Genomic DNA, 22,143 nt, shown 5'->3' on the forward strand with positions numbered 1-22,143 from the left:
CACGGATGGGGCTGCCCTACGAGACCGCCCGGAAACTGGAGGAGCTATATGGGTGCCACGAGAAGGAGTTCGGCAAGGTGGTCCAGAAGCTCCTGGCCCTCACCTTAGTGGAGATGGGCTTCGGCCTGGCGGAGGAGCGCGCCGTGCAGGGCGTGGACATCGACGTCATCGCGCCGGGCGGCGAGAAGCTGTCCTTCGAGGTGAAGACGAGCCAGAGCGCGCAGGTGACGGTTCAGGACAAGGATATCCAAGGGCTGGAGTCCCGGCTGAACGCGGACGGCTACCGGCCCCTCTTCGCCTTCATCTTCCGCCCCCATTACCTGGGGGACGGCTGGATCATCGTGCCGGCCGGGCGGGTCAAGAAGGGTACCCACAACGCCATGCGGCTGGCAAGCCTGGACGACGGCTCCCTATCGCGGGAGGTCAACGCCCGCTTCCCGGAGTTGGTCGAGCGCACCTTCGACGATCTCATGGACTGCAGGCGGGGAACCGCCCTTAATATGTTGAAAGGGAAGTACGGGATTTGAACAGGTCCTTTCGAGAGCGAGGCCGCTCTTGGTCGGCGAGGGTCGATCGGGCCGGAAAAAACGCAAGTTTATCATCCCAGGCGCAAAGACCCCTCAGGGGATGCGGTACGTCTCCACTTGCGTCCCCATTTCACAAGCACGCCTTCTTGAGTTATTGCGCGTTATCATCCCAGGCGCAAAGACCCCTCAGGGGATGCGGTACGTCTCCACCCTGTCCACCCGAAAGCTCTTTACCATGCCCGAGCGGTGGCAGTAGGCGTAAAGATATATGTCCCTTACGGCAATGGGCGTGATCATGCGCGGAATGCCTGGACGTGTCCCCCCTCGATAGACGATCTCCACCATGACCTGCTTGCGGGCCAGTACCTCGAAATCCGATTCGTCGCCCTGCAGCCGTATGTCGACGCGGTGAGCCAGGTCCGAGAAAGAACCGATGTAGCCGGGCACGTTTTGCACGACAAACTCACCGTTGGAACCATCCAGGAAATGCCGGAATATCGCCATGGCCGCGTAGGCATCCGGCAGCCCGCGATGCTGTGCCTGGCGCTCTATCCCCAGGTAACGAGCCAGGGTGCCCAGTTTATAATTCCCTACCCCGCTGAACAGCCTGCGTGCGAGCCTGACGGTGTCTATCACCGGGTTGGGTGGCGGCTCCAAGCCGGCGCGGGCCAGCTCCATTCCGATGACGCGCACATCGAAACGCGCGTTGTGGGCGATGAAGCAGGCATCCGCGAGGAAATCCAGCAGCCGCGCCACCGCCTCTCCGGGGGAAGGGCAGCCGCGCACCATGGCGTCGGTTATCCCGTGGATGGCGGTGGCGGCGGGATCTATGGGCTGCATGGGGTCCACCAGGGTCTGGTATTCCTCCAGAACGCTGTGGCGGTCGAACTTCACGGCCCCTATCTCCAGGAGCCGGCTGCTCATGAAGAGCCCGGTGGTCTCAACATCCACCGCGCAGAAGACAGGGCCTCTCGAGCCTTTCCCAGCCATGGCGATCACGGTTTCAGCCGGCCGGGACAGAACCTGTGAGGGGGCCGCGGGCCGAAGAGGGGAAGTCCGTGGTCTTGATGGCCTCGAACTCGTATGCGGAGCCGATAATGTCACCCGCGATCGCGTCGATCATCGCATCTCCTTCCGTGGACGCCGCGCATATCCAGGCCCGAGACAGTTACCCAATACCTAGAAAACGGCGGTCGGGAGGTTCCGTATCCCCGCTCACCAGCGGAAGATGCGCGAGAGCTTCCTCCCTAAAAACTTGTTCTTCGCCCGCCGGGCCGTCTTCTTCGGGTCGCCCGAGAGAAGGACCTCGAGGTCCCTGCTCCGCCTCGCAAGGCGGTATAGGTAAGAGCTGGGTTTTCGAGCCATCTCTCCTCGCACCCTTCCATCCCGATACCCGGCACGACCGCGGTAAAGATAGATAGCCGGGCCTTCAAGCCATCGCTCTCTCATGACTAAAGGTGATTCTATCATGGGAGGGGGACGTTTCATCCCGGGCGGTTTTCTATCTTCGGTTCTGGGGGCCCCATAGAGATGCCCATCTCCGGGGCAGTAACGACAAAGAACGGATGCCCCGATAGAACACGGATGCCCCGATAGAATTCGGATGCCCCCGACGATCGTCAAAGTACCGATTTGCCGGCGGATGAGACCCCCATGCTAGCGGCAGGTGTTTCTGGTCAGGACCCGGTCCAGGGACCAGGTCATGAAGCGCATGACCAGATCGTAGGCGGGCGGGAACACGCGCTTCAGCAGGTAAAGCAGCTTGATGTCCGGTGAGGTGATTACCATGAAGCGGTTTTTCTCGATGGCCTCTACGATGAGGCGGGCGACCTTCTCCGGCGCCATGGCATGCCGGCTGAAGATCCTGCGTCCCCTCTCGCAGGCGTCCTCGTCCGCGTTGATGACCACCGTCTGCACCAGCCCGGTGTTCACGGCCCCGGGCAGGACCACGGTGACCCCGATGTCGTGCTTGCGCAGGTCGTAGCGGAGCACCTCCGAGCTTCCCACCAGGGCGTGCTTGGTGCCGGCATAGACGACGTGCCAGGGGAGACCGATGATCCCCGCGGTGGAGGATACGGTGAGCACGTGACCTCCCTTCCCCGCGCGCACCATCTCGGGCACGAAGCATTCGATGGCGTGGTACGGCCCCCAGAGGTTCACGTCCACCACGCGCTTCCACTGCTCGTGGGTCATGTCCTCCACCTGCGAGAAGAGGGCCACCCCGGCGATGCTGGCAAGGATATCCAGGGGCCCGAACCCCGCGTGGATCTCGTCCGCCAGCTTCCTGAAGGCATCGTAATCGGAGACGTCCAGGGCGCGGGCGAGGCATACCTCCCCGCCCCGGGCCTCTATCTCGCGCCGCACGTCGTCGAGCCCCTCTTCGTTGATGTCGGTGATGAACAACCTGGCGCCCCGTTCCGCCATGGCCAGCGCCGTCGCCCTGCCGATGCCGCTGGCCGCGCCGGTGATCAGGGTCTTCTTTCCCCGTATCTCCACGTCCCTCACCCCTTCCCTTTCCTTCCCGGTAAGGATTGCCGCCGCTTAAGGCACGAAACGTCGTTACCTTACCGCGGCCTCAAAGCATTGTCCCGTTTGCGTCAAGAGACCGCACAGCTCGAAGTGTTGGCCGCGAGCTCTCCACGCCGTACCGTTCCCCCTCACCTCGTCTTACCGCTTTGCCCGCTCGACGAAGCCTCGTTCCTCGAGGAGTCCGTACCAGGCGTCGCCCCGAGCCCGCCTGTCCAGGTAGAGGAAGTGCCCGCCCGTGACCTCGTGGTAGTCCGTGATACCCCAGCGCTCTTTCCATATCCTGGTCAGGCGGATGTCGCATACCCGGTCTCCCGCGTGGGCCACCGCCCTGATACGGTTCACGTCGTAACGCGGGAGGAGGTGGAGCGGCGAGCAGATCTCCTGGGCGCGCTCGGTGGCGCGGACGAGCTCGGCGTCCACGGGGAATGCGAAGCGGCCCGGCTTAGGCCTCAGGTAATTAGCCACCGAGACTGCGGGCACGGCCATGAACATGAAGTCGGGCCCGCTCTCCACCAGGGTCGCGTAGAGCGCCGCGGTGAAACCGCCCATGCTCGCCCCGATCAGCCCGACTCTACCGTAGCCGATCTCCCCCAGCAGAAGCAGCGCGGAATGCAGGTCGTGGAGGTTCTGGGCGAGGCGTTCCACGGTGAGCGGCACGTCGGCGGGGTCCAGCAACTGCTGGAAATAGGGGTCGTCGCCCCTCCGCCAGTGACCGGGCAGGGTGTGGAGGGCTACGTCGAGGCCGAGGTCGAAGAGGCGGTCGATCTTGAACATGCGCCGGGCCTTTCCAGGTCCTCCCATCATCAACCCGTGGATGATGAGCACCAGCGGACGCGATGCGGAGTCGTCGTGGCGCCAGAGGTGCAGGTAGCCCGAGAGGTTCCGCTTGCGGGAAAAGAAGTCCTCGCTCACCTCGGGATTCCTCGGCCTGTACCGGCTCGGGTAGCGGAAGAGGTCGCTCCGGCCCGAGAGGAACGGCCGCGTCTCGACGATCTCGCTCGCGGGAGGATCCTCCGGCAGAAGGAAGAAAGGGTTCTTCTCGCTGTCCCAGAGTCCGGGGTCGTAGAAAGCAAGCCGCCTGAGGTACGTCTCCCTGTCGAGGGGGGACTTTCCCACGCCCACGCCGGAGAAGGCCAGGAGCATGAGGTCGGGGATGGCGCCGGCGGCGTTGAGCGCCCTGGCCTTCGCGCCGTCAGCCGCAACGTAACCCGCCTTGCCAGAGCAGTTCATCGTGCCCCGTTCCCGGTCTCCATAGAGGACTCCTTGCCGCCTTTCTGGTCTCCTTGATGCGACATGCTAAGACCTCCCCTTATCACGCAACACTAAGTGAATGCTGTAAAACATATTGTATATCAGAATAAAGATCAGCAATCAAGTATTGAGAAGATGTTGCAAAATATCCGCGAAATATGTCATTTGAAAAAAGGATGCGACAGTGCTATCTTTATAACAGTAATCACTTACTGAACTATTGGAGATTGGGGATGCCGGACAGGGAGAAAAGGCCCGTGGCGGAGGCCCGGCGCAAGCAGATACTGGATGCCGCCATCGACGTCTTCGGAGAGAAGTGCTATCACTGGGCCACCACCAGGGAGATAGCCCGGGCGGCGGGGGTTTCCGAGCGCACCCTCTTTCTCTACTTCGAGAACAAGAAAGACATCTACCGCCAGGCCGTCAGGCAGGCGTACCGTGACCTGCTGGAGGCGCTGGGCCGGGCGGCCCCTCCCATGGACGATATCCGGGTGTTCTTGAAGATGAGCGAGAGGAACTTCCTGTCCTACCTCGAGGAGCACCCGCTCAAGGTCAAGCTCCTCTTTCGGGGCCTCGATTCCCTGGGGGACGAGGACCTCCTCGCGGACTGCCGCGAGATCCTGCAGTCGCTGTTCAAGCTCTTCTTCGCCATCGTGGAGAGGGCCAAGAAGAGCGGGGAGATCGGCGAGAGCGTGAGCACCCTGTCGGCCGTCGTCTCCATCCTGGGTTTCCATCTCATCGTGGTCCAGGCCAGATTCCTGGGCCTGGACTGGTTTTCCGGGGATCAGGACATCTACTCCGTGGTGGACGTCTTCGCAGATTTCGTCACCGACCGCAAGAAATGATGCTCATATGGGGTCAGATCTTCGATCTTCGAAAAGCGGGTCCCTCGCATGTTTTTTCGGATCGACCGTTGGCCGCTTCCGAACGAGCCAGTGTTTCTTTAAAAATGTCTGCGGTGGATTGTCCCATGTCCGGGGCTGACCCCATTATACTTAGCGACGAGAACTGATGGTTGGGGGAAAGGCCCGTTTTCCGGGCTCGGACAGCATAAAGGAGGGATCGCGGATGGCAAAGGTGGGTGACGTGGTGATCGAGTGCGTACGGGGTGATATCACGCGCCAGCCGGACATTGACGCCATCGTGAACGCCGCCAACGCGCAGCTCATGCCCGGCGGAGGGGTGGCGGGCGCCATACACCGTGCGGCGGGACGGGGCTTGGCGGAGGAATGCAGGCCCCTGGCACCCATCAAGCCCGGGGAGGCGGTGATAACCGGCGGTCACGACCTCCCCAACCCCTATGTGATCCACTGCCTCGGCCCCGTTTACGGCAGAGACGAACCCTCGGACAAGCTGCTGGCGGACTGCTACCGCAACGCCCTGCGCCTGGCGGAGGAAAAGGGGCTGGCATCCGTGGCCTTCCCGGCCATATCCACGGGGGCCTTCGGTTATCCCCTGGAACCCGCGGCGCGCGTCGCGCTTTCCACCGTAGTGGAGATGGCGCCCTCGCTTAAGAGCGTGAAGACCGTGCGCTTCGTGCTCTTCGGTGAGAAGGACCTGGAGGTCCATCAGAGGGTCCTGCAGGAGCTCACCTGACACCTTCGGACTCCATGCAGCCGGGCGGCTTCGCGCGCGGCGGTGAAAAAGGCATTGACGGTGCGAGATATCGGGTCCGAGGTAAAAGCGGCGGCGCTATGCGGAGGAGAGGAGACTTGCAGCCGGAGGTTCTATCCCAGGATATCGGGGAGGTGGAGCTGCAGTACCTGCACTGGCCCGGTGAGGGCCCCACGGTGGTGATGCTCCACGCCACCGGCTTTCTTCCCTGGCTCTGGCATCCCATCGCCAGGGAACTCGCGGGGAACTACAGGGTGATCGCCCCCTATTTCTGCGACCACCGCACCTCCAACCCTGAGGAGGGCGGGTTGAGTTGGTTGGTCATCGCCGAGGACCTGGCGGCCTTCATGCGGCGCCTCAGCTTGGAGAAGCCCCTGGTGGTGGGGCATTCCATGGGGGCCACGGTGGCCTCCATAGCCGAGGCCCTGCACGGACCCCTGGCCGCCCGCATGGTCCTCATCGAGCCCATCTTCCTCCCCTCGCAGTTCTATTCCATGGAGCTGACGGTGGAGCAGCACCCTCTGGCCTCGAAGTCCGTCAGACGCCGCAACCGCTGGAAAGGCGAGGAGGAGGCGCGGGATTACTTGAGCGGGAAGCCGCTCTTCTCGCGCTGGGACGGCGAGATGCTGGACCTGTACCTCCGGCACGGCATGACCGTGACCGGTGACGGGGGGCTGGAGCTGTCCTGCCACCCCAGGAGGGAGGCGGCGCTTTTCATGGGGGGCATGGCGGTCGATCCCTGGGAGCTGCTGGAAGATGTTGCCTGCCCGGTGTTGCTCGTGGAGGGCGGGGAGAGCGAGAACCGCCTGGTGGTGGATCTGCGGCGCGCCGCCGCCGTGATGCCCGCTGCGGAGCTGGTGATGGTGGAGGGCGCCGGCCATCTCGTCCCCATGGAGAAGCCGCGCGAGGTGCTCTCCATCCTCAAGAGGTTCTTCGGAGCCTGAAGGACGGGCGGAAGGGAAAGCGGGACACGCCCCCGAGCCTTTGTGCGCGCTGTGAGGAGTAGAGCCGTCTCGGACCGGACAGGCGAACGGCCATCCGGGTCGTTGTTGGCCGTTCAGCCAGGGGCGCCAGACAGCCTGTAATTTGACCGCAAGGGAGCCAAGGGTATACCCATTCTTGTTGACCGTTCAGCCACGGGCGCCTGGTGACCCGTACCGCCCTTTCTTACAGCCCCAGAACGAAGTCCCTTATCGCCCGCGTAACCGCCTCGGGCTGCTCCATGGGAGATAGGTGCCCTGCGTCCTCGACGTCCACCAGGGTGGAGCGCTTGATGTGCTCGGCAAGGTAGAGTCCGTACTTCGGGGGAGTCATCCTGTCTTCCGAGGCGGTGAGGACGAGGACGGGGACCTCGATCTCTCCCAGACGCTCCATGACGTCGAAGGCGTCGCAGGCCCGGAAGTCGCCCAGGGTCACCTCGGGAGGGCACGCGGCCGTGGCCTCCATGAGGGGCGTGATGCGGGAGGGATCGGTCTTCTCGGAGATGCTGAACCTGGGCGCGCCGTCCAAGTAGGCGCGGTAGTCCCTCTCGATGGTCTCGAGGATGAGCGGGAGAACCCGCAGCCTCGCGCCTGTGTTCACCAGTATCCCGGCCTCGTAGCGGCCGCGCTTCTCTAGGAGTAGGTGGAGGGCTATCGCCCCTCCCAGGCTGAGCCCGCAGGGCACCGGGCGGGGGATGTCCAGGGAAGATACCAGGTCATCCACGGCGTCGGCGTAGCCGGACACGCGGTCCATCCCCCGGCCGCCGCTGGCGCCGTGTCCGGGGAGGTCCAGGGCGACGGCGTTCATCACCCCGGCGAGTGCTTCCACCTGCGCGCGCCATAGGACGCTCGACCCGCCCGATCCGTGGATGAAGACCACGCTGGGAAGATCCGGGTCCAGCGGCCAGCGGCCCGCGATAAAGGCGATATCGCCCGTCCTCGCCTCGTGCACCATGGAGCAAAGCATATCATATAGAGGCGTCTGTCCCGAGGGAAGGGGCGCGTTCGGGTCGGCTCGGACGGGGAAAAGGTGGATGGATCGAGCTGTCGTGGGTCCTAGGTGGAGGACGTGCGCGAAAGGGTTTTCGGCGCGGGTGCAGCACGTGTGGCGCTCGCCCGCCGCACGCGCGTCCGGTGTGCCCCGCCCGCCCCCGACGTGGGCTGCACGCATGAGCAGGGCAAGGGATATGGGGCACGCGATAGGGCGGCATGCCGTCGAGCCCGCCGTCATGTCGGATTGAAACGGACTGGTGCAGGTGACACCGAGCCTTGGGGGCTGAGGATGCCGGGATGAAGGAATATGCGATGTGACGGTTGCTATAATCCATATATGAGGTGATGCGAGACCTGCGCGTTGGTGGTTTCGTCAGGGCGCATTCCCTCAAGGCGTGAGCGATCGGTATCGGAACGACGGGAGGATCGAGTCCTCCGTGTCTGGCTTTTTCGATATGTCCAGGGAAGAGCCCTCGAGTTCCGGTCTCTTCGATATGTCAAGGGGAAGCCTTGCCTCGATAAGAAAGAAGGTCGGGACCGCGTTGGAGATCGATCCCGTCGAGCATAGTGCGGACGAATCGAAGATCGAAGATGCGACCCCAGAAAGGAGGTGTGACCATGGCCTTTGTAGCCGCATTCATCGCCCACGCTCCTGATGCCGATCCCGAGAAGCACCGCAGCGTGATAGATACCGGGAAGTACCGCCTGATCTCGGTGGCGGTGAGCGACCAGGAGCAGGCGCTTGCGGTGAGCCGGGAGCTGGTGGAGAAGGAGGGGATACACTCCGTGCTTCTCTGCCCCGGGTTTACCCACGCCGACGTGGCCGCCATCGCCGAGGCGGTGGGCGAGAACGTGGGAGTGACGGTGGCAAGGGGCGACGGCCCCAGCAACCGCATCGCCGTCCAGACCATAGCCCGGGAGTGGGGAAGTCCTTGACCTTAAATGTCCCGGTCCCTTCGGAGTGCCGGGAGCTTCGAAGCGAGATTTGAGGGGCCTTGTTGACCGGACCGCCTGCTTGTGGTTTACGGAGCGAATGGCGGAACCAATGGTCGCTTCGTCGCCCAGACCATAGCCCGGGAGTGGGGAAGTCCCTGACCGTTTCTCGGCTAGACCTTGAGTTCCAGGTAATCCACGTTGACCATGTGCGGCAGCGGAGGCGGTTCAATTCCCTGCTGCTCGAAGTACTCCAGTATCTCCTGGGGCCAACGGTCCGTCCCAGGCCTTCCGAGGTTTTCCACCCGCAGGGTGTAGGTGCCCCGCTTCAGGCCCGCCACCCTGAAGACACGGTAGTTCCACTGAGGACTGTTGGAGTCGTAGTTGTCGTAGTAGAGGTTGACGGTTCCGGAGGTCACCACGCGTCCGGTGCCGTTGTTTACCAGCGTGTAGGCGCAGTATCCACACTGCCAGTAGCGGGCGGAATATAGCGTCAGCTTGGCGCCGTTTATCGGGACCTCGACGATCACCTCCAGCGCGTCTCCCCCCGAGAAGCTGGCATAGAGCTGCCCGCCGTGGGCGCCCGTATATGCCTCACGGCCCCAAAGTCCCTCGAAAGCGATGGACGTGAAGGGATAGGCCGCCGCCTCGAAATCCGTCACGTAGGTACCGGCGGCCCTCGCCGCCGCGACCGGCGCACCCTTTACGGCCACTCTCCCCGCCCCGGTTTCGGAGTTGTATGGGCCGCCTCCCGTGGCCACCGCGCCGTCACCGCCGCCCGCTCCTTCCCCCGTATTTCCCGGGGCCATCTCCCGGTGTCCGGGGGCAGCCGACGCCGGAGAGGCCAACAGGATTATCGCCGCCAGCATGAAGACGACGGCTGCGGATATCCTCGAGAGGCGTATGGAAGAACCGGATCCGGCAACGCGCTTTCTGCTCATCCTCGCACCCCTTTCACATCTCGCACTGTATCACGAGCAGTTCGCGCCTCACCCGGACAGGTCGAGCATAAGCTTTCATGTCAAATTATGTCAAGCAGACCTGCCTCCACCAGGATCTCCAGCATAGCGGAGCCGCGCCTCCCTGGTGCGAGCTCCCGGGTCGTAAGGCATGATGATGCTGTCCGGTTGGCCTTGTCCGCGAAGGGGGGCAACCGGCATGAGGGCCGTTCGTCGATCAGTACCCTTGCGTCGGGAAGCTCACAGAGGAATTCCGGCGAAAAGACCTTGGCGAAACCAGAGACGCTCAAGAAGATCGTTGCCGTGTCGGGAAGGTCAGAATGGATCGCCGGCGAGAGGAAAGATGGAGCGGGCATGGCGGGCGATTCGTTGACCAATGACCGCAGGCGGCATATAATACTTCTCGCTTGGTCGCCTTCCCGCGCAGGGCGAGGCGAGATGGACGGCGCGAAGCCGTTGAGTCTACGGAAAAGAGAAGACACGCCCCGGAACCGGGTCTGCGTCCGGGATGCGGATAAGTAATCGAACAGGCCACGAAGGCCCGCTCTTCGTGGCCTTTGACTTTTCGGTGCGAAGAGGGCGGGAATCGCGTTACGCGTGAAAAGTCCCACCCGGGAGGAAGAACCCGGTGGGAAGTCGCCCTACGGCACGGCGGAAGCAAGGGCGCCATGAAGGCGATCGGTTCCCGGCAGGGAACGGCTTTCATGGCGCCCTTTTGATCGCCGGTCCCGGTCGGGCGGAGAAGCGCGAGGAATAGGCGCAAGAAACGAAAGAGGCGGAAAAGGATGGGAGATCGAGGGAGAAAAGCAAGGACGAGGCAAAAGAGTTCCCTGACAGACTCTGCGGGACAGGCGCCGACCGGGCATTTGAGCCGAGACGGTTTGCCGGGAGCGCATGGATGTTCCGGTGAGGCGTGGCAAGAGGAGCCTGCGAACGGGGAAGGCGGGACAGGCGCCGACCGGGCATTTGAGCCGAGACGGTTTGCCGGGAGCGCAAGTCGTGGAGCTCCCGGCGAGGGGAGACAGCAAGGAAGGAGGAGCGTTGGCATGGACGGAATGACCGGGACGGACGGAAGTCGGATGTGGAGGTGGGCGGCGGCGCTGGCTCCGCTGCTGCTCTTCGCCCTGCTGGCTTCGCTCTTCGCCGGCTGTGGCGGGAAAGGCGCCTCCACGGGCGGCGGCGAGAAGCGCGATGAGCTGGTGGTGGCCCTGGGTGGCGAGCGCGAGGAAGGATATGATCCCACCACAGGGTGGGGACGCTACGGGTCGCCCCTCTTCCAGAGCACCCTCCTCGCACGCGACGACGACCTGGAGATCGTGAACGACCTGGCGAGGGCCTACGAGATCAGCGAGGACGGCCTGACCTACACGGTGAGGATCCGGGATGACGTCAAGTTCTCCGACGGGCGGCCTCTTACAGCCGAGGACGTCGTCTACACCTACGAGACCGCGGCGAAGAGCGGCTCGGTGGTGGACCTGAACGTGCTCGAAAAGGTGGTGGCCGAGGACGACCGTACCGTGGTCTTTACCCTCAAGGAGCCCATGACCACCTTCGTGAACCTTCTCATCACCATGGGAATCGTACCCAAGCACGCCCACGGCGACGATTACGCCTACAACCCCATAGGGTCCGGCCCCTACAAGATGGTGCAGTGGGACCGGGGACAGCAGATGATCGTGGAGGCCAACCCCCTGTATTACGGAAAGAAGCCTTACTTCAAACGCATCACCTTCCTGTTCCTGGAAGAGGACGCGGCCTTCGCCGCCGCCCGGGCGGGCGAGGTGGACATGGCCGTCGTCCCCCATACCCTGGCCGCCAACAGCGTCCCGGGCATGAGGCTGCTGAGGGTGCCGAGCGTAGATAACCGCGGCATCTGCTTCCCCTGCGTGCCCGCTGGCTCCAGCGACGAGGAGGGCAACCCGGTGGGGAACGACGTGACCGGCGACATGGCCATCCGCAAGGCCGTCAACATGGCCGTGGACAGAAAGGCCCTGGTGGAAGGGGTTCTCAAGGGCTTCGGCAGCCCGGCCTATACCATCTGCGACAACCTCCCGTGGTGGAACCCGGAGACGGTGGTCAAGGACGCCGACCTAGAGGGCGCGAAGAAGGTCCTCGAGGAGGGAGGCTGGAAGGACGCCGACGGTGACGGCATCGTGGAAAAGGGCGCGCTCAAGGCCAGCTTCACCCTCATCTATCCTTCCTCCGACCAGACGCGCCAGTCCCTGGCCATGGCGGCCGCGGACATGGCGAAGAAGGTGGGCATCGAGATGAAGGTGGAGGGCAAGAGCTGGGACGACATCGAGCGCCTCATGCACTCCAACGCCGTCCTCTTCGGCTGGGGCAGCCACACCCCCATGGAGATGTACAACGTCTATCACGGCAAGTTCCGCGGTGAAGGGTGGTACAACGCCAATTATTACCATAACCCCGGCGTGGACGCCTACATGGACCGGGCGCTGGCGGCGGGGAGCGAGGAGGAGTCCCTGGAGCACTGGAAGAAGGCGCAGTGGGACGGCGAGACCGGCCTCTCGGCGCGGGGCGACGCGCCCTGGGCCTGGCTGGTGAACCTCGACCACTGCTACTTCGTCAACGAGAAGTTGGACACGGGGAAGAACCGCATCGAGCCTCACGGACACGGCTGGCCCATCACCGCAAACATAGTGGACTGGCGCTGGAAGGATTAGGGTGGAGGGCTTTCAAGGGCAGGCCGGCAGCAGGCCCGTCCGCCTCCGGCGGGCGGGCCATGCCGCCCCTCCCGTACTCGGAAAGGAGCGGTCTTGAGAAACGCCCTGCTCATGTTCGCCGGGCGCGCCCTGCGCCTCGTCACGCTGCTCGTCGCCTTGGTGCTGTTCTCCTGGCTGCTGATGAGCCGTTCCCCCATCGACCCGGTACAGGCCTATGTGGGGGCGGACATGAACCTGGTGAGCCAGGAGCAGAGGCAGCAGATCGAGGAGTACTGGGGGCTCAACGACCCCCTCCCCACACGCATGGCGCGCTGGTTCTCGGCCATCATGCACGGGGACTTCGGGACCTCCATGATCTACCGCCGTCCGGTGCTGGACGTTATCCGCGAGCGTTTCGCGGCCTCGCTGCTGCTCATGATGACCGCCTGGGCCTTGTCGGGGGCGATCGGCATGCTCTTGGGCCTGCTGGCGGGGGCAAGGAGCGGCGGCATGCTGGACCGCGGCGTGCGCTGGTACTGCTTCGTCATCGCCTCCACCCCCGCCTTCTGGCTGGCCATCCTCGTGCTCATGGTCTTCGCCGTATGGCTGGGTTGGGCGCCCGTCGGCCTGGCGGTCCCCATAGGGGTGGAGGCCTCGCGGGTGTCCCTCTTCAGCCGTCTGCACCACCTCATCCTGCCCGCCCTCACCCTGAGCATGCTGGGGGTGGCGAATATCACCCTCTTCACCCGGCAGAAGGTGGTTGAGGCCCTGAACAGCGAATACGCGCTTTTCGCGCGCGCCAAAGGGGAGAGCGAACGTTCGATCGTGCTGCGCCACGTGCCCCGCAATGTGGCACTTCCCGCCGTAACCCTGCTCTTCGCCTCCTTCTCGGAGCTCTTTGGCGGCTCGGTGCTGGTGGAGACGGTCTTCACCTACCCCGGCTTGGGACAGGCGACGGTGCAGTCGGCGCTGCGCGGGGACGTGCCTCTGCTGCTGGGGACGGTGATCTTCGGGGCGCTGTTCGTGTTCGCCGGCAACCTCCTGGCGGACGCCGTCTACCTGTTGATCGACCCCAGGATACGCGAGCTGAGACGCGTGGAGACCAGGGAGCTCTCCTATGAGCACGCGGAATAGGGCGGATACGGATGGGCAGGGCGGCAAGATGAAAGAAGGGCGATATCCTGCGGCTCGGGGTTCGAAGCCGCGGAACAAGATGCATACGAAGCGTCGCGGCGGGGGAGGTGGCGGACCACTTGCGGCCGCCTGGTCCCGGCTGCGGAACGAGGACGGCCAGGTCACCGTGGCGAGACCCGCCCTGCGCCTGCCGGCGCTCAACCGCAGGCAGCGCATGCTGCTGGGCACCTTCCTCCTCGCCGCCGTGATCGCCCTGGTGGTGATCTCCAGTTTCGCCATCAGCGACGCGCGCCTGGACACCGACCTGGATGCGCGGGACATCCCTCCCTCCCTGAGCCACCCCTTCGGCACAGACTGGCTGGGAAGAGACATGCTGGTGCGCACGGTGAAGGGCTTGACCTTAAGCCTGGGGGTGGGCTTTTTCGCCTCCGGATTCAGCGTGGCCATCGCTCTGGCGCTGGGGCTGCTCGCGGCTTCGGGGGTGAGGGCGGCGGACACGGCGGTCTCGTGGCTGGTGGACTTCTTCCTCGGCCTGCCCCACCTGGTGTTCCTCATCCTCATCGCCTTCGTCCTGGGGGGCGGTGTCCCGGGGGTGGTGATCGGAGTGGCGCTCACCCACTGGCCGAGCCTGGCGCGAGTGGTGCGCGCGGAGGTGATACAGCTGCGCGCGGCGGAGTACATCCAAGCCTCGCCGCACTTCGGGCGATCGAGGTGGTGGATGGCCAGGAAGCACTTCCTGCCCCACCTGGTGCCGCAGCTCATCGTGGGCTTCGTGTTGCTCGTGCCCCACGCCATACTTCACGAGGCCTCCATAACCTTCCTGGGGTTCGGGCTTGCCCCGCACCGCCCGGCCGTAGGGATCATCCTCTCCGAGTCCATGCGTTACCTCTCGGCGGGAAAGTGGTGGCTGGCCTTCATGCCCGGACTCTCGCTGGTGGTGCTGGTGGGGGTCATCTTCGCGCTGGGCGACAACCTGCGCGCCCTGCTTGACCCCCACACCGCGCATGAATGATGGTAAATAATAGCATAATTCCCAAATACAGGAGATGACGGCGGTGAGCGGGGGGAAGGGAAACAGGACATCGCATGGAAGGAATTATCATTCTCCCGTCTATGGTGGAAGCGGGATGGCCGTGGCACCAGGGAGGGATACGCCCTCATGTCCGAGGAACCCCTGACAACAAAGGAGTAAGCGATGGAACGGGCGCTGTCGGTTGACGGTCAGGAGACATATACAGGGTCGCGGAAAGCCGGCCCGGAATCCCGCGAGCGCGGGAAGGGCCGATCTCCACGCGAGAGACCTTCTCTCCTGGAGGTGAGGGAGCTCGCCGTCTCCTTCGTGCAGTACTCCAGAGGCCTGCGCCAGAGAACGGTATCCCCCATTGTGGACCTCAACCTCGTCGTGGATCGGGGAGAGGTGGTGGCGGTGGTGGGCGAGAGCGGTTCCGGCAAGAGCCTCCTCGCCCACTCCATCCTGGGCATCCTGCCCACCAACGCCCGCGTGAGCGGGGAGATCGTTTTCCACGGCAAGCCCCTCACCATGGAGAGGATAAGGGAGCTCCGGGGAAAAGAGATCGCCTTCGTGCCCCAGTCGGTGCAGTTCCTCAATCCCCTCATGCGCGTGGGGGCGCAGGTCCCCGTGAGGGGTAAGGACAGGCGCGAGCGTGAGGAGGGCCTGCGCGCCGCCTTCGAGCGCTACCGGCTACCCGCGGGGACGCAGAGGAAGTTCCCCTTTCAGCTCTCGGGGGGGATGGCGAGGCGCGTGCTGGTGGCCTCGGCCACCGTGGGCGGCGCCCGCCTCATCGTCGCCGACGAGCCCACTCCGGGGCTGGACGAGAGAGCGGCCGGGGAGGCCTTGGGGCACCTGCGTGAGCTGGCCGATGAGGGGCGGGCGGTGATGCTCATCACCCACGACCTGGAACAGGCGCTGGGCATGTCCGACCGCGTGGCCGTGTTCTACGCCGGGACCACCCTGGAGGAAGCACGTGCGAGCGAATTCCATGGGAAGGGAACGGAACTGAGACACCCCTATACCCGGGCCTTGTGGATGGCTCTGCCCTCGAACGGCTTTGATGCCGTGCCCGGCAACCAGCCCACGCCGGACAGGCTTCCCGCAGGATGCCTCTATTCTCCGCGTTGCGAGATGGCGACGGAAGTCTGTTTCATCGAGAGGCCGGCCAAGCGTGAACTGCGCGGTGGATGGGTGAGGTGCCACCATGCCGCTTGAAGCCAGGAAGGTCTCGTACCGCTACGGGCGCGGGGATTGGGTGCTGCGCGGGGCCTCGCTCTCCGTGTCTCCGGGCGAGGTGGTGGGGCTGAGGGGCGAGAGCGGGTCGGGAAAGACCACCTTCGCGCGCATCATCGCCGGGTATCTACATCCCCAGGAGGGAGCGGTTCTGCTCGACGGGAAGCCGTTGCCTCGCGGCTGCTACAACCCCGTGCAGCTCATGCACCAGCATCCCGAAAGGGCGGTCAACCCCCGCTGGCGCATGCGCGATACCCTCAATGAGGCGTGGGAGGTGGACGAGGTCACCCTCGAGGAGCTGGGCGTCGAGACCTCCTGGCTCGGGCGCTGGCCCAACGAGCTTTCAGGAGGGGAGCTGCAGAGGATATGCCTGGCGCGTGCCCTGGGCCCGGAGACGCGCTTCCTCATCGCCGACGAGATCACCACCATGCTGGACGCCGTGACCCAGGCCCAGATCTGGAGGGCCATACTGGCGAGGGTGAAGGAGAGGGGGTTGGGGGTGCTGGCGGTGAGCCACGACGCTTCCCTCCTGGAGCGGGTGGCGGACCGTGTGGTGGTTGTGGAGGAGATGATGGTGCAGCCCACCGAGACTCGGCCTGGCGATGCGGGCGAACGGCTTTCGGCTGGTTAAAGCCAAGGACGGGAGGCGCGCTCTTCCCGCCGCGGGACCGCCGCACGCGGCACCCTACGTGATCTCGCGGGCATGTTTGCGGAAGAAGTCCCGCTTGCCTTTCATGAACTCCGTGAAGGCCCTGGCAGGCGGGCTCAGGGGACGATCCCTGTGCCACACCATGTTGAAATACCGCCTCGCGCGCAGGCCGGTGACGTTGATGATGGCTATACGCCCTTCCGCCAGGGGTCCGGCGATCGCCCAGGCCGAGACGAGGGAGATGCCCGCGCCGGATTCCACGGCTGAGATCACCGAGCTGGTGCTGCCGAGCTCCATCTCCACCGACAGGCGCGCAGTGTCCAACCCCGCGTCCTGCAGGGCTTTCAGCATGAGCTCCCTGGTGCCGGAGCCCTCCTCCCTGAGGATGAAGCGCTCGCCCTGCAGGCGCGCCGGGCGGACGTAGCGTTTGTTCGCCAGAGGGTGCGCGGGAGGGCAGATGACGCGCAGCTCGTCGGGGCAGAAGGGGACCAGTTCCAGATCGTCCCGGCTCGGGCTGCTCCCTATGAAGCCGAACTCGAAGGCGCCGGAGAGCACCGCCGCCGTCACCTTGGAGCTGTCCATGATCTCCAGCACCGGCTCGATGCCGGGGTGTTTTGCCCTCAGGTCGGACAACACCAGGGGCAGCACATATTCCCCGGGGATGTTGCTGCTGGCGATGCGCAGTCTCCCCGCCTCGCCCTCCTTCGCCTGCGTGAGGGCCGCGAACATCCTCTCCTCGGCTTCCACCACCTCCCGCGCATGCTCCAGGAACACCTTCCCGGGTTCCGTGGGGACATAGCTGTTGCCGCGGCGCTGGAAGAGCCGCGTCCCGAGGTCGCCCTCCATCTTCTTCACCGTGAGGCTGATGGCGGGCTGGGTGATGCCCAGCCGCGAGGCCGCCTCGCTGAAGCTGCCGGTTTCCGCCAGGGCTATGAGCTGTCTCAGGCTGTCGGTGTTCAAACGCGTTTCCTCCCGCCGCCTCCCCGGGTGTTGCAGGTGCCGCATCTTGATTATAAGTGATGTTTATTCCATTCCGCGACAGGAAAATGGGATACCGGAGGGCGCCCCCCGGGTTCCCGCCCGGATGAAGGCAGGGCCATCCCTCCCTCGAGATCCGCGAGCCTCAGAACACCAGGTCCCCGGCCCCCCATGGACGATAAGCCTGACCGGGCGCCCGGGAGGACGGCCGCCTCCGGGCGGGGCGTTCGCCCGCGGCGCCGTCTTGCGTTACGGGACCGCAGGCCCGTCTGGTATCCTTTAGGCAGGACCTGTGGCAGGACGCGCGGACCCGGGTGCCCTTTATCCGGAGGGCGGAAGGAGTGTGGGACCTTGGGGGACGAAGTACGCATCTCGGCCGAAGGCATCGCCTACTCTTACGGTGACCGCCTGGCGGTGGACCATATCTCCTTCCAGGTAAGGGCGGGCGAGGTTCTGGGCTTCCTGGGCCCCAACGGCGCCGGAAAGACCACCACCCTCAAGATGCTGGTGGGCCTGCTGGTGCCGCAGGCGGGCAGGGTGAGCATCCTGGGCAGGGACATGGTGAGGGAAAGGGAGGCGGTCCAGGCGCGCATAGGGGTGTGTTTCGAGGAGAAGAGCCTCTACGAGGACATGTCCGCCGCCGCCAACCTGCGCTTCTTCGCCTCTCTCTTCGGCATCCGGCGCCCGGACATAGCGGGCCTGCTGGAGAGGGTGGGCCTGTCCGCGGAACGCAGGGATCGCGTGGCTAATTTTTCCAAGGGAATGAAGCAGCGCCTCATGGTGGCCAGGGCCCTGGTCAACCAGCCTGAGGTGCTCTTTCTGGACGAGCCCACCGACGGGCTGGACCCCGTCTCGTCGGAGGCCATCCGCGGAGTGATCATGGAGGAGAGGACGCGGGGGGTCTCGGTGTTCCTCACCACCCACGACATGATGGAGGCGGACAAGCTCTCTGATAGAGTGGCTTTCATACACGACGGCAGGATAGCGGCTTACGACACCCCCGAGAACCTCAAGCACGCCTACGGAAAGAGGGTGCTCAAGGTCCGCTACCGCGCGGATGGAAGCGCGGCAGAGGAGGAGATCCCACTGGACGACCGCGCCGCGGCGGGTCGGGTACAGGAGATCCTCTCCACGCATGAGGTGATCGACATGCATACCGAGGAAGCGACCCTCGAGGACATCTTCATCCGACTGACGGGCAGGAAGCTGGATTGAGAGATAGGGGTAGGCCGCGCGGCCGAGGTACCCCGGGCTCTCCGGCAGGAAGCCGCGAGGGCATGGCCGCGAAAGCCTGATGCCGGGCGCCGGACCCGTGCCTGTAGGGGGAAGCCGCGAGGGAAACCGTGGTGGTGAGCCGATGGCGAGGATACTGTCGATAGCGAAGAAGGACCTGGGGCACATAGTGCGCAACCGCTTCCTGGCGGTCATCTCCCTGCTGGTCATCGTGGTTTTTGGCGTCATGTTCCATCTGCTGCCCTCCCGCGTGGACGAGACCTTCAGGATGGGCTTCTACCTGGAGGTCGCTGAAGGGGCGGAGGAGGCCTTCGGTCTCGAGGTCGGCAGGGAGGCGGTGACGTCGAGGCTCGAGGAAGCGGGCGGAGAGGGCGCGGAGGAGGGACTGGAGCTGGTGTGGGCGGAGTCCGCGGCCGAGCTCAGGGAGATGGTGCAGGAGGGGAAGGTGAGCGCCGGCATATCCCTGGTCATCGCCGGCGGGGAGCCGGAGGTCTCGCTCTACGTCGCTTCCGACGCGCCCCGGGAGGTATCGGAAGCGGGAGAGGCGATAGCGCGGGAGGTGGGCTATGCCCTGGTCGGCTACCGCCTGCCCGCGGACTTCAAGGCCGTGGTGCTGGGCCCGGACATGCTGGGGAGGCAGATCCCCATGCGCGACAGGCTGCGGGTGGTCCTCCTGGCCTTCGTCTTCCTCCTCGAGATCTACAGCCTGGGCAACCTGGTCATGGAGGAAGTGCAGAAGAGGACCGCGCAGGCGGTCCTGGTCACCCCGGTCACCCTGGGCGAGTTCATATCCGCCAAGGCGGTCACGGGCATAGCCTTCACCTTCTGCCAGGCCCTGCTCCTGGCCCTGCTCCTGCGGGCGATGCCGGGGGACGTCTGGGCGGCGGTGCTGGTCTTCCTGTTCATGGGCGCGGCCATGATGGTGGGGATGGCCTTTATCATCGGCGCGGCGAGCAGGGATTTCATCACCATGGCCATGATCTCCCTGCTCCCCATGGTGGTGCTGGTGATCCCGGGGTTCCTGGCCGTGTTCCCGGGCTTCGACCCGCCGGTGGCCAAGGCCATTCCCACCTACTGGCTGGTGAAGCCGCTGGACGGCATGTTGAACTACGGGCTGGGGATCTCCGATTACCTGTCCTCCCTGCTGTGGCTGGCGCTGTTCACCGCGGGGTTCTTCGTCCTGGGCTTCGCGATCCTGAAGAGGAGGCTGGTATGAGCATGCCGGCGGCGTGCGGCGGGGTAGAAAGGCGCGGCGGGAGAGCCGGGGAGGTCGTGGGGAGCCGCGGGAACGCCGGGAGGTGGCGGAGATGAGCGCCCGCAGGATCGCCGCCATGATGAGGAAGAGCATGAACCCGCGCAACCCCTATATAATCTTCGCGCTGCTGGGCCCGCTGATCTACGCCGCCGTGTTCCAGCTCGTCTTCAGCATCTGGGAGACCAGGCCGAGGGTCGCCGTGTACGAGGAGGGAGACGCGGCGGTCACGCGTGAGCTGGAGGCCGTGGAGGCCGTGGACGCCCTGGTCGTGGACTCGCCCGAGGAAGTAAAGCGGGCGGTCGAGAGCAAGCGGGCGGACGCGGGCGTGGTCCTGGACGGCGGGGCGAAGGAGAAGGTCTTCGCGGGGGAGAGGACGCCCGTGGAACTGTACATCGGCGGCGAGAGCCTGGCGAAGAACAGGGTCATCGCCACCGCCGCCATCACCGCCGCCCTGCGCGCCGTTTCCCCGGGGGTGCCGCGGGTGGACTTCGAGGTGATCAGGCTGGGTGAGGAGAAGGCCCTCTCCGCCATGGAGATATTCCTCCCCTTTGTGGTCATCTATGTCATCCTCCTCGGAGGCCTCATGCTCACCTCCTCGTCCTTGGTGAACGAGAAGGAACGCAAGACCCTGGCGGCCCTCCTGGTCACCCCGGTGACCTTGTCAGAGATAATGCTGGCTTTCGGCGCCGTGGGGGTGACGGTATCCCTGGTCATGGGGGCGGTGCTGGTCCTCCTCACCACGGGGCTTTCCCAGCCGGCGCTCATGTTGACGGTGTTCGTGCTGGGATCGCTGCTGGCGGCGGAATGGGGGCTGCTGCTGGGCTTCCTCTCCCGTGACCAGACCACGCTGGTGGCCTACATAAAGGCCTTCGGCATCTTCCTCATCGCTCCCGCCCTGTTCATCGTCAACCCGAGCTGGCCGCAATGGATCGCGAAGATTTTCCCCACCTACTATATCGCCAATCCCATCTTCCGCGCGGCCATCTACGGCGAGGGATGGCGAGAGGTGGGGTGGCAGGTACTGGTGCTTCTCGGACTGACCCTGCTCTTTCTGTTCCCCCTGACGGCCTTCGAACGGGGTCAGATCTTCGATCTTCGATAATCGAACGGGGTCAGATCTTCGGGGCCACATCTTTTCGATCTTCGGTTGTCGCGGTTCGAGGCATTCCCACCCGGTTTTCGGAGTCATATACCGCCACTGGGTGCGGGGCGAACGTGGAGTTGTCGCGGTTCGAGGCATTCCCACCCGGTTTTCAAGCGCTACCGAAGATCGAAGACCCTAATCGTGTAAATAAGTCGATTCGCCGTCGAAGATCGAAGATCTGACCCCATTGACCGGGGCGGGGGGCGATGTTAACCTAACGGTGTTTGATTAAATACCGGGGGGAGGGCTCGGCTCTATCTGTACGGTGGAGGAGGTACCCGTGCCGAGACCGGCTATGAAGTCCCACGAAGTGCGAGCGATGAAGAACCGCATCCTCCAGGCCGCGGTGGAGCTCATCGCGGAGGAGGGGTTTCAGAACCTATCCATGCGCAAGATCGCGAGCAGGATGAACATCTCCGCGCCCACCATATATTACTATTACGCCAACAAGGACGAGCTCAACATCGCCATCCGCAAGCGGGCGGGCGAGATGCTCTACCGCAGGCTCTCCGCGGCATACCGCTCCGGCAGGGACGTGAAGGAAAAGGGATGGCGCATGGTCAAGGCGTACCTCGATTTCGGGTTGGGCATGCCCGACTATTACGCGATCATGTTCGATTCCACCGCGCCCAAGCACTCGGATTACGTCGGGACAGAGCTGGAGGAAGCGGCGCGCGAAGAACTGGTCTCGTCCATGCGCAACGCCGAGCTCATGTGGAAGATACTGGGAGAATTCGAGCAGGCGGGCTACATGGTGCCGGACGAGATAGAGCGCATGGGCATGGTGTTGTGGAGCGAGCTGCACGGGCTGGTGTCCCTGCACAACAACAACCTCTTCCGGGAGATAGGCTATCCCGCTAGGAAAGATGTGTACGAGACGGCGAAGCTCTATTATGAGACCTTTCTTGCCGTCTTCGACCCGCATAGCGGTTGGATAAGGAACGGGACACCGGGGCCGGCGGGCAGGACGGAGGGCGGGGCCCGTGGTCGAGCCCCGGATTCGAGAAGGGACGCGGAGGGAAGGAGCAAACGGCCGTAGCTGCTGTCGCTGCCGAA

General features: G+C 64.5%; 20 protein-coding genes. 14 read left to right on the forward strand and 6 right to left on the reverse strand.

Translation table 11 applies throughout. The features are described 5' to 3' along the window. Window positions 1-5 precede the first annotated feature (5 nt). Window positions 6-527, forward strand: a complete 522-nt coding sequence (locus H5T74_13285; protein ID MBC7231349.1) for a hypothetical protein — start codon at window positions 6-8, stop codon at window positions 525-527. 186 nt (window positions 528-713) lie between these two features. On the opposite strand, the gene H5T74_13290 is transcribed toward H5T74_13285, so the two are convergent. The 3 genes from H5T74_13290 to H5T74_13300 form a co-directional block, all read right to left on the reverse strand. Next, window positions 714-1,517: a ribonuclease H-like domain-containing protein gene (locus tag H5T74_13290; protein ID MBC7231350.1), complete on the reverse strand. Its 804-nt coding sequence runs from the start codon at window positions 1,515-1,517 to the stop codon at window positions 714-716. Window positions 1,518-2,183: 666 nt separating this feature from the next. After that, window positions 2,184-3,032 (reverse strand): SDR family oxidoreductase, encoded by an 849-nt coding sequence (locus H5T74_13295; GenBank protein MBC7231351.1) that lies wholly within the window; start codon window positions 3,030-3,032, stop codon window positions 2,184-2,186. Between the two features lie 162 nt (window positions 3,033-3,194). Continuing rightward, window positions 3,195-4,286 carry a hypothetical protein gene (locus H5T74_13300; protein MBC7231352.1) on the reverse strand — a complete coding sequence of 364 codons (1,092 nt, stop codon included), beginning with the start codon at window positions 4,284-4,286 and terminating at the stop codon, window positions 3,195-3,197. A 278-nt stretch (window positions 4,287-4,564) separates the two neighbouring features. On the opposite strand from H5T74_13300, the gene H5T74_13305 reads away from it, so the two are divergent. From H5T74_13305 to H5T74_13315, 3 genes are all read left to right on the forward strand, one after another. After that, window positions 4,565-5,152, forward strand: coding sequence for a TetR/AcrR family transcriptional regulator (locus H5T74_13305; GenBank protein MBC7231353.1), 588 nt, complete (start codon window positions 4,565-4,567; stop codon window positions 5,150-5,152). Between the two features lie 223 nt (window positions 5,153-5,375). Beyond that, on the forward strand, window positions 5,376-5,903 hold the full coding sequence (locus tag H5T74_13310) for a macro domain-containing protein (GenBank protein MBC7231354.1): 528 nt from the start codon (window positions 5,376-5,378) through the stop codon (window positions 5,901-5,903). A 98-nt stretch (window positions 5,904-6,001) separates the two neighbouring features. Then, window positions 6,002-6,865 carry an alpha/beta hydrolase gene (locus H5T74_13315; protein MBC7231355.1) on the forward strand — a complete coding sequence of 288 codons (864 nt, stop codon included), beginning with the start codon at window positions 6,002-6,004 and terminating at the stop codon, window positions 6,863-6,865. Window positions 6,866-7,088: 223 nt separating this feature from the next. On the opposite strand, the gene H5T74_13320 is transcribed toward H5T74_13315, so the two are convergent. Further along, the gene (locus H5T74_13320; protein MBC7231356.1) at window positions 7,089-7,856 is read right to left on the reverse strand and encodes an alpha/beta fold hydrolase; all 768 of its coding nucleotides are present in this window, start codon (window positions 7,854-7,856) and stop codon (window positions 7,089-7,091) included. Window positions 7,857-8,506: 650 nt separating this feature from the next. On the opposite strand from H5T74_13320, the gene H5T74_13325 reads away from it, so the two are divergent. Continuing rightward, entirely contained in the window at window positions 8,507-8,830 is a 324-nt protein-coding gene (locus tag H5T74_13325; protein MBC7231357.1) for a hypothetical protein, read from the forward strand. Between the two features lie 170 nt (window positions 8,831-9,000). Here the strand turns inward: H5T74_13325 and H5T74_13330 are convergent, their stop codons facing one another. Next, window positions 9,001-9,768 (reverse strand): hypothetical protein, encoded by a 768-nt coding sequence (locus H5T74_13330; protein ID MBC7231358.1) that lies wholly within the window; start codon window positions 9,766-9,768, stop codon window positions 9,001-9,003. 1,073 nt (window positions 9,769-10,841) lie between these two features. On the opposite strand from H5T74_13330, the gene H5T74_13335 reads away from it, so the two are divergent. The 5 genes from H5T74_13335 (at window position 10,842) to H5T74_13355 (ending at window position 16,459) form a co-directional block, all read left to right on the forward strand. Further along, window positions 10,842-12,470, forward strand: a complete 1,629-nt coding sequence (locus tag H5T74_13335; protein MBC7231359.1) for an ABC transporter substrate-binding protein — start codon at window positions 10,842-10,844, stop codon at window positions 12,468-12,470. 111 nt (window positions 12,471-12,581) lie between these two features. Then, window positions 12,582-13,583, forward strand: a complete 1,002-nt coding sequence (locus tag H5T74_13340; GenBank protein ID MBC7231360.1) for an ABC transporter permease — start codon at window positions 12,582-12,584, stop codon at window positions 13,581-13,583. Between the two features lie 214 nt (window positions 13,584-13,797). Next, a complete protein-coding gene (locus H5T74_13345) occupies window positions 13,798-14,595 on the forward strand; it encodes an ABC transporter permease (GenBank protein ID MBC7231361.1) in 798 nt (265 codons plus the stop codon). A 183-nt stretch (window positions 14,596-14,778) separates the two neighbouring features. Beyond that, window positions 14,779-15,810 carry an ABC transporter ATP-binding protein gene (locus tag H5T74_13350; protein ID MBC7231362.1) on the forward strand — a complete coding sequence of 344 codons (1,032 nt, stop codon included), beginning with the start codon at window positions 14,779-14,781 and terminating at the stop codon, window positions 15,808-15,810. Continuing rightward, on the forward strand, window positions 15,800-16,459 hold the full coding sequence (locus tag H5T74_13355; GenBank protein MBC7231363.1) for an ATP-binding cassette domain-containing protein: 660 nt from the start codon (window positions 15,800-15,802) through the stop codon (window positions 16,457-16,459). Before H5T74_13350 ends, H5T74_13355 begins: the two co-directional genes overlap by 11 nt. A 54-nt stretch (window positions 16,460-16,513) precedes the next feature. On the opposite strand, the gene H5T74_13360 is transcribed toward H5T74_13355, so the two are convergent. After that, on the reverse strand, window positions 16,514-17,437 hold the full coding sequence (locus H5T74_13360) for a LysR family transcriptional regulator (GenBank protein ID MBC7231364.1): 924 nt from the start codon (window positions 17,435-17,437) through the stop codon (window positions 16,514-16,516). Window positions 17,438-17,626: 189 nt separating this feature from the next. Here H5T74_13360 and H5T74_13365 point away from each other — a divergent pair, with 189 nt between their 5' ends. The 4 genes from H5T74_13365 to H5T74_13380 all read left to right on the forward strand — a co-directional run bounded on the left by H5T74_13365 (window position 17,627) and on the right by H5T74_13380 (window position 22,126). Next, on the forward strand, window positions 17,627-18,670 hold the full coding sequence (locus tag H5T74_13365; GenBank protein ID MBC7231365.1) for an ABC transporter ATP-binding protein: 1,044 nt from the start codon (window positions 17,627-17,629) through the stop codon (window positions 18,668-18,670). A 142-nt stretch (window positions 18,671-18,812) separates the two neighbouring features. Next, window positions 18,813-19,904, forward strand: a complete 1,092-nt coding sequence (locus H5T74_13370) for an ABC transporter permease (GenBank protein MBC7231366.1) — start codon at window positions 18,813-18,815, stop codon at window positions 19,902-19,904. A 91-nt stretch (window positions 19,905-19,995) separates the two neighbouring features. Further along, window positions 19,996-21,045 (forward strand): ABC transporter permease, encoded by a 1,050-nt coding sequence (locus H5T74_13375; protein MBC7231367.1) that lies wholly within the window; start codon window positions 19,996-19,998, stop codon window positions 21,043-21,045. Between the two features lie 361 nt (window positions 21,046-21,406). After that, window positions 21,407-22,126 carry a TetR family transcriptional regulator gene (locus tag H5T74_13380; protein ID MBC7231368.1) on the forward strand — a complete coding sequence of 240 codons (720 nt, stop codon included), beginning with the start codon at window positions 21,407-21,409 and terminating at the stop codon, window positions 22,124-22,126. The last annotated feature ends 17 nt before the right edge of the window (window positions 22,127-22,143 follow it).

The sequence above is a fragment of the Actinomycetota bacterium genome (assembly GCA_014360645.1).
Classification (GTDB): Bacteria; Actinomycetota; Geothermincolia; order Geothermincolales; family RBG-13-55-18; genus Solincola_B.